This window comes from Microbacterium sp. UBA837 (genome assembly GCF_002296025.1).
Lineage (GTDB): Bacteria > Actinomycetota > Actinomycetes > Actinomycetales > Microbacteriaceae > Microbacterium.
The window spans coordinates 1,614-8,936 of the sequence record NZ_DBHD01000057.1 but is presented as its reverse complement, the minus strand read 5'-3'; the positions used below and the strand labels follow the sequence as shown (position 1 = coordinate 8,936).

6 protein-coding genes and 1 pseudogene are annotated in these 7,323 nt (G+C 67.7%); 4 read left to right on the top strand and 3 right to left on the bottom strand.

Annotated features, from left to right (window positions below; all coding sequences use genetic code 11):
• The 3 genes from B3587_RS04460 to B3587_RS04450 form a co-directional block, all read left to right on the top strand.
• Nucleotides 1-331: hypothetical protein (locus tag B3587_RS04460; protein WP_292726819.1), on the top strand; the 331-nt coding region annotated here is incomplete at its 5' end.
• Between the two features lie 59 nt (nucleotides 332-390).
• Nucleotides 391-1,152, top strand: a complete 762-nt coding sequence (locus B3587_RS04455) for a DUF2510 domain-containing protein (protein ID WP_292726818.1) — start codon at nucleotides 391-393, stop codon at nucleotides 1,150-1,152.
• Nucleotides 1,153-1,235: 83 nt separating this feature from the next.
• Nucleotides 1,236-2,033: a sulfite exporter TauE/SafE family protein gene (locus B3587_RS04450; protein WP_228177916.1), complete on the top strand. Its 798-nt coding sequence runs from the start codon at nucleotides 1,236-1,238 to the stop codon at nucleotides 2,031-2,033.
• Between the two features lie 16 nt (nucleotides 2,034-2,049).
• Here the strand turns inward: B3587_RS04450 and B3587_RS04445 are convergent, their stop codons facing one another.
• Complete coding sequence (locus B3587_RS04445; RefSeq protein WP_292726817.1) at nucleotides 2,050-4,923, bottom strand: aminotransferase; 2,874 nt, start codon at nucleotides 4,921-4,923, stop codon at nucleotides 2,050-2,052.
• A 31-nt stretch (nucleotides 4,924-4,954) separates the two neighbouring features.
• Between B3587_RS04445 and B3587_RS04440 the strand changes: the two genes are divergently transcribed.
• Nucleotides 4,955-5,650: a hypothetical protein gene (locus B3587_RS04440; RefSeq protein WP_292726816.1), complete on the top strand. Its 696-nt coding sequence runs from the start codon at nucleotides 4,955-4,957 to the stop codon at nucleotides 5,648-5,650.
• 51 nt (nucleotides 5,651-5,701) lie between these two features.
• On the opposite strand, the pseudogene B3587_RS15890 reads toward B3587_RS04440, so the two are convergent.
• Nucleotides 5,702-6,274, bottom strand: a pseudogene (locus B3587_RS15890) (aldo/keto reductase); the annotation flags it as partial.
• Nucleotides 6,275-6,308: 34 nt separating this feature from the next.
• Nucleotides 6,309-7,323: glycosyltransferase (locus tag B3587_RS04435; protein WP_292726815.1), on the bottom strand; the 1,015-nt coding region annotated here is incomplete at its 5' end.

The window sequence follows — 7,323 nt, the reverse complement described above, 5'->3', positions numbered from 1 at the left end:
ACCGACTGCCCGCCGCATCCCCATCCTCGGAATCATCGCGTTCGTCGTCGCTTTCATTGCCCTTGCGCCTTCGCTTGCGATCTTGCTCATCGGGTTCCTCCCCGAGATGGCGACGATCTGGTGGCTGCTGATCGTGACGATGCCCTTCTCGATCCTCGTGGGGGCGGTCGCCCTGGTGCTCGGGATCATCGCACTGATTCTGGACATCCGCGCACGTCGTGTGCTCGTGTGGTCGATCGTGTCGCTGATCCTCTCCCTGATCACGGTGCTCGTGCCGCTGTGGCTGATCACTGGTGGTTTCAGCAGTGGAGACTACGGCGCGAACTTCTGAGCCCGAGGTCCGCGCGCATAGAGTGAAGGCGAGCCCGGAACGACGAGGAACGAGAGCGGATGTCGGCGATTGCCCCCGGCTGGTATGACGACGGCCACGGCGCCTTGCGGTGGTGGGACGGTCAGCAATGGACCGAGCATGTGCAGCCGCACCCACAGGGGATGCCCGACCCGTGGCAGCGTCCCCGCACGACGCCCGCACCGGAGACGTCCTCGCAGTCACCAGAAGCGACCGGCGACACCGCTGCGTCCGATGGTGTTCCCGTGGCGCAGGATGCCCCGTCGGGAATCTTCGTTGCAGCCACCGCCCCCCAGCGCAGCCGAACCTGGATCATCTGGGTGATCGTCGGTGTTGCGATGCTCGTTGCGGTAGTTCTCGCCGCGGTTCTCATCCCGCTCGCAATCCTCGGATTCGGTCGAGTGAGCGCACCGGCGGCCGTCGAACCGACGAACGACGATGAACGCGGCGCCGTCGAGGCCGTCTACCAGTTCGATGAGGCCTGGCAAACCGCGGACTGCGACCTCTTCCTCGGCGTCACGACCGAGCGCCTGCGCGAAATCGTGCAGATCAAGGATTGCGCGACGTTCGCCGGTCAGTCCGAGGCCTTCACCGAGTGGTACTCGGACTACGAGATCGTGGTGACCGGCATCCGTGGCCCGGGCTACGAGTACACCGTCGCAACGCAAGAAAGCTATGTCGCTCACTTCGACCAAGACGGAAACCCGATCGAACCGGGCGTGCAGCAGGTCGTCGAGTACGAATACACGCTGGTTCCGGATGACGATGGTTGGGCGGTCTACGACCTCGTGAGCGTGGAGTAGGGCTCTCCACGCCGCGTCGGAGTGTCTGTCTCGGACGAGTAGGCTGGCACGGCCGGCGTTCCGGCGCCGACGAGAGCGAGCACATGACCACGACACCCCAGCCGCGCACCGCGCGTTTCTACATCGTCGCGATTCTGGTGGGTCTGGCTGCTGGCCTGCTGTCGGGTCTGTTCGGTGTGGGCGGGGGCACCGTGATCGTGCCGGCTCTCGTGTTCTTCCTCGGCTTCAACCAGCGCCTCGCCGCGGGTACATCACTGGCAGCAATCGTCCCGACCGCGACAGTGGGCGTGATCTCCTACGCGACGACTGGCTCCGTGGCGTGGGTCGCGGCGATCATCCTCGCCGCCGGGGCGATCATCGGTGCTCAGATCGGCACATGGCTGCTGCACCGACTTCCTCTTCCGGTGCTGCGCTGGGGCTTCGTCGGGTTCTTGGTCCTCGTGATCATCAGCCTTTACCTGGTCATTCCGTCGCGGGATGCTGGGATCGAATACACGATTCTGTCGGTCGTCGGCCTGATCGTGCTGGGCCTGATCACCGGCATCCTGGCGGGGCTTCTCGGCGTCGGCGGGGGCATCGTGGTGGTTCCGGTTCTCATGATCCTGTTCGGTGCGAGCGACCTCGAAGCCAAGGGCACGTCGCTGCTCATGATGATCCCCACGGCGCTATCGGGCACCGTCGGAAACCTTCGGCGCAAGAACGTCGATCTCCCGGCAGCCATTGCCATCGGCATCGCGGCGTGCACGACAACGGCTCTCGGCGCCTGGATCGCGACGCTGGTCGACCCGTTCGTCGGCAACGTGCTGTTCTCGATCTTCATCGCCTTCATAGCCGTGCAGATGGCGCTTCGGGCGATTCGTGCTCAGCGCTCCGGTTCCTGAGGGCCGGTGCCGCGCGTCACCAGCCGGTGCTGAGAACCCGATCGAGCGAATCGACGAAGTAGTCAACCGACTCCAGTGACACGCACAGCGGCGGCTTGATCTTCAGCACGTTCTGGTAGTCACCGGTGGGCTGCATGATCACCCCGAGCGTCAGCAGCCTGTCGCAGATTGCCGCGGTCTCTTCGGTCGCCGGCTCCAGGGTGACGCGGTCGCGCACGAACTCGACGCCGAGGTACAGGCCGGCGCCATGCACCGCTCCCACGAGGGGATGGTTCTCAGCCAGCGCTTCCAGACGCCGCTTCAGATGAGTTCCGACGACGCGCGCGTTGTGTTGCAGACCCTCCTGATCGATGACATCCAGAACAGCCAGACCGATCGCCGCCGACACCGGTGAGCCGCCCGTTGAGGAGAAGAAGTACCCCTGAGTGCGGTACCGATCGGCGATCTCGCGACGGGTGATGACGGCGCCGATGGGGTGGCCAGCGCCGATCGACTTGGCGACCGCAACGATGTCGGGCACGACCCCCTGCTGCTCGAATCCCCAGAACCATTCGCCGAGCCGGCCGAAGCCCACCTGCACCTCGTCGGCGATGGCCACGCCACCGTGGCGGCGAATCGCTTCATAGACCTGTGCGAGATACCCCGGCGGTAGCGCGACGCCGCCGGCGTTGCCGAAGAAGCTCTCGCAGATAAGCCCGGCTGGAGCGCGCCCGGATGCTGCGAGCCGGTCGATCTCCGCCACGGCCTCGGGGGCGTACCGCTGCGCGTCCGCGCCGCGGTACGTGCCGCGGTAAGAGTTTGCGGCAGCGACGGTGTGCACCCACTCCGGGCGCGTCGCCAGCGCGTTCGGGTTGTCGGCGATCGAGGTCGACACGGCATCGCTCGCGAAGGTCCACCCGTGGTAGGCCTCACGCATCGCGACGATGTCAGTGCGGCCTGTGGATGCCATCGCCAGTCGAAGAGCAAGATCTGCTGCCTCTGAACCGGAGTTGACGAAGAACACCGTGTCGAGCTCATCGGGCAGGGTCTCGACGATGCGCTCGGCGTACTCGGTGATCACGCCGTAGTGGAAGCGCGAGTTCGTGTTGAGCAGGTTCAGCTGTCGGGTCGCGGCATCCGCGACGTGGGGATGCGCATGGCCCACCGAGGCGACGTTGTTGACCATGTCGAGGTAGACCCGACCGTCGACGTCGATCAGATACTCCCGCCATCCGCGCTCGATCCGCGGCGGCGCGTCGTAGTAGTGCTCCTGAACCGCCGCCAGGACTCCGCGGCGACGCGCGAGAGTGTCGTCGCCGCGCGCAACCGGTGGAGCCAGCCCGAGCGCGTCGGAGACCTCGCCCGTGACGTCCCGCCAGGCTGCGGCGAGGCGCGCCGTGACCCGGGGAGGTGGCGGCTCGTCGCCCGCCGCGTGGCGCTGCACGAACAGGCGTGTGCGCGCGGGAAGCACAGCATCCGTGCCGTCGGGAATCCCGGTGATCGTGACAACCTCGTCGCCGCATCGCCACGTGACGGTCCCGGCGTCGCGTGTCCATTCGCCATCGTCTCGACCGAGCGCGGGCGGCTCGGCGAGCCAGAGCGTCGTGCCGGTGGGGATGGTCGCCGGCTCAGCAGGGGTTCGCGGCGGCGCTCCGCTCAGCACCGGATGCCACGCTGGCACGACGACCGCACCTGCACCGGCATCCAGGGTGCTCAGCGCCGCCCGGTCGAGCTCCTCCGGATCGAGCCACGCGCCCCGATCGTTGAGGGGTGAGACCGTGCCGGCATCGAGCACGACAACCTCGGCCGGGAGAGTGAAGAGGGGCGCACCCTCCCACGTCCGGGTCGGCGCGGCGCGGCCGGGTTCCAGCGCGCTGCGGATCGCGGCAGTCATGACGGATGCCGGCACCGACGTCGCGACATCGAAGATGCGGCGCTCGCGATCAAGCGCATCAGCGGCGTACTCGTTGGCGTCGTCGAGGCGAACCTGCGCGCGTCCGCTCAGCACGAGAGTCGCCCCGCGTAGGACGACCAGGGGCCACAGCGCCGTGATCTCCTCGTCGGTGAGGTGGCGCCGCGCGTGGAAGGCGCGGATCGCGGGGATGACTGATGTCGGATCGGCACCGTCGTGGTGCAGCACGGAGGATGCCGTCACGGCTATCTCCGCGACCCGCCACGAGCGCATCACGTCCCCGAAGTCGATCACGGCATCGGGGAGGAGTTCGCCGTAGCCGCGCAGGACGTTGTCGTCCGTGATGTCGAAGTGCCCCGCCTGCATCGGGAGGTGGGGCACGATCGGGTCGAGCGCAGCAACGGCCCCGCAAACTGCCCGTTCTATCGCGGCGCGAACCTCGGCGTCCGGTTCATCAGGCAGCAGGGCGTCGATGACTCTGCGTGCATGGCGCAGATCCCATTGGAGGATGCGTCCGCTCGCGGGATGCTCGAAGCTCTCCAGCGCTGCGCTCACCCGGCCCGCAAGGTCTCCGAGTCGTTCGATGACCGCGGGGGGAAGGTAGCGCGACCCGGTCAGGGTGTGGCCGGCGATGTTCTCGAGCACTCGAGCGTGAATTCGCCCCTGTGAGCTGTCCCACCAGGCCCACAGTGCGCCCCGGGGGCCCGAGAGCACGCGAGGCACCCGCAGCGTGGGATCGGCCACCGCGACAGCATCCGTTGCCGCATCCTGCATCCGGATCTCGGTCTCGCTGAAGACCGGGTTGCTGAGCTTGAGCACACCGAACGGTGCGTCGGAGCCTCGCGGGAAGAGGCGGAAGTTCTGGTCCTGCTGGCTTCCGAGGGGGTTCGCTACGACGACGATGCCGAAGACGAGCTCGCACAGCTTCTCGACCTCGTCGGTGCTGAGCGTCGGAGTCGGCAGTTCGACGTGGTCGAAGTAGTTGAACAGTTCGGGCATGGCGTCTCCTTGGCGGCCCCATGATGGTGGAGTGGATTCTCTCACTCCCGACGACGTTCTGCCCCCCGCGCGAATCGTGCTGCCGTGGCGTCCGGCGCCGTCGCGCATTGACGCGTTTGAGCGCGTGGCTGCGTGGTACCGCGAGAACCTCCCGGAGATCCCGTTGACCACCGTCGACACCGGCGACGTCCCGTTCGTCCTGGCCGCGTGCCGCAATCAGGCGATGGCGGATGCAGCGCCGGACGAGGTCGTCGTGATCGGTGATGCCGACACCATTCCCGAAGTGGGTCCGGTGCGAGAGGCGATCGCAGCGGCAGCGACGAGCGGCGTGGTGCACCTTCCCTACACGGAGTACCGCTGGCTCGGAGCGACGGGCTCCGCCGACTACGCGCGCGGGGTGCCGCTGCCGGAGTGCACCGTCGAGCAGTTCGTTTCGGGTGCCTGCTCGGGCGTGTACATTGCGACACCCCGCACCTGGGCGCGGCACGGGGGCCAGGATGCCGGGTTCCGCGGGTGGGGGTTCGAGGATGCAGCGTGGAACCTTGCCCATCAGACGCTGCTCGGCGAGCCGCCGCGCCGCCACGAAGGTCGCGTCTACGCGCTTCACCACGTCGGCGAAGTCCGTGCCGGCGCCGGCTACGACGCCAACGCCGCGCGGATGCAGCAATACCGGGATGCCGCGGGCGACCGCGCCGCCATGGCAGCGCTCGTCGGCCTCTCGGATTAGGCGCGCGTTCGCGGCATCACCTGCGTTGGGCAGCGACGCATCGGGCCTCGGCTGGATCAGCGAATGGCGAAGCTGAACGGCCGACCATGGCTCGACTCTCAACCCGTGAGCCGCAGCGCGCGCTTTCTCCACGCGCCACGATGCATGATTGGCGGCACCAACGCGTCCCACCGTCCCGCTGGAGACGAGGTCTCCGAACGCTGCCACCGTTTCGGCGAGCGGAACGCTGCGATCCTCCGCGTGCGCCCACAGCAGGTCGACCGATTCCACTCCCAGCCTGTCAAGGCTGCCTGCCATCGCGGTGACGATCGCGTGCGCCGAGAGGCCTTCTGCGGACTCTGGCCACCGGTGCGGCACGAGCGGATTCTGCCGAACCTTGGTTGCGATGCTCACTCTCTCGCGGATGCCGTCGTTCGCACGCAGCCACCGTCCGATTACCCGCTCGCTTGCCCCTCCGACACCGCTGGGGTCATCCCAGAACGCGTAGCAGTCGGCAGTATCGAGCCACACCCCGCCCGCCGCCACGAATCGATCCATCAGGGCGAACGCGCGATCCTGATCGATCGTCGTTCCGTAGGACATCGTGCCCAGAATCAGTCGGGCCACCGTCGTTTCGTTGTTCATGCGACCCATGCTCTGACCTGGAGCGCGCTCCAGGTCAAGCGGTGAGCGTCCGGTATGCCCGCTCCGGACCCGGGTCGGAGAGTTGGTCGGCCCGGATCGCGGTGAGTGTTGCCCGACCCGCCCAGGCCGGGTCCAGGAGGGCCGAGAGAGCAGCCTCGAGATCGTCGACGCTTGCCGCATTCGGATCGAGGGCCCGTCCGATGTCCTCGCGCTCGATTGCCGCTGCCCCCGCGAACTGGTCGGTCGAGAACGGCAGCACGAGAAGCGGCACCCCAGCCCCCGCGCCCTCTGTAACCGAGTTGTTGCCGCCGTGGGTGACGGCAGCGGCGGCGTGATCGAGCAGCCGCACCTGCGGAAGGTACTCGCGCACCAGCCAGCTCGGCGGAATCCAGCCGAGTTCTGCCGGGTCAGTCGCCCCGGTCGATATGGCCGCGCGGACGCCAACGCGGCGCAGCGCCTCGGCAACACGCGCGAGCACGTCGCCGCGCACGGACAGGAAGCTGCCGAAGCTGACGTACACGAACGGCTCGTCGACGCCGAGCCACGCACCGACTTCATCGTCGGCGGGCTCAGCGCGCCGGGTGGAACCCAGAAAGACGTGCGGGGGCAGCGCCCGTCCGTCGGTGCGGGCGAGCTCACCGGGATAGTTGTAGAGCACGCGCTCGCCGTGGGTGGCGAACGCGTCCTCGACGCCGCGCGATCTCGGATCCAGGCGCTGGGCGACATCGTTCCACTGCGCTGTGAACCCTTCGGAAACCTCGATGCAGACATCCTGGAGCGTGCGGAGGTCATCGGGGTCCGGAGTGAAGGCGGCCGGCCACGCGGGCGGGAAGCCGTACACCTCGCCCGCGATCGGGAGTGCGCTCGGATGCCCGAGCACGACATCCCCGTAGGGGATGCCTGCGGTGTGTAGCGCGAGCCGTGCGCTGAAGGCCAGGTGGTCGACAAGGATCTCGTCGGGAGAGACATCCTCGATCACGGCGAGGGTCGCGCGGGCGCGATCCTCGGGTTGCCACATCAGGTCGGTGAGGCGCTCCCGAGCCTGATAG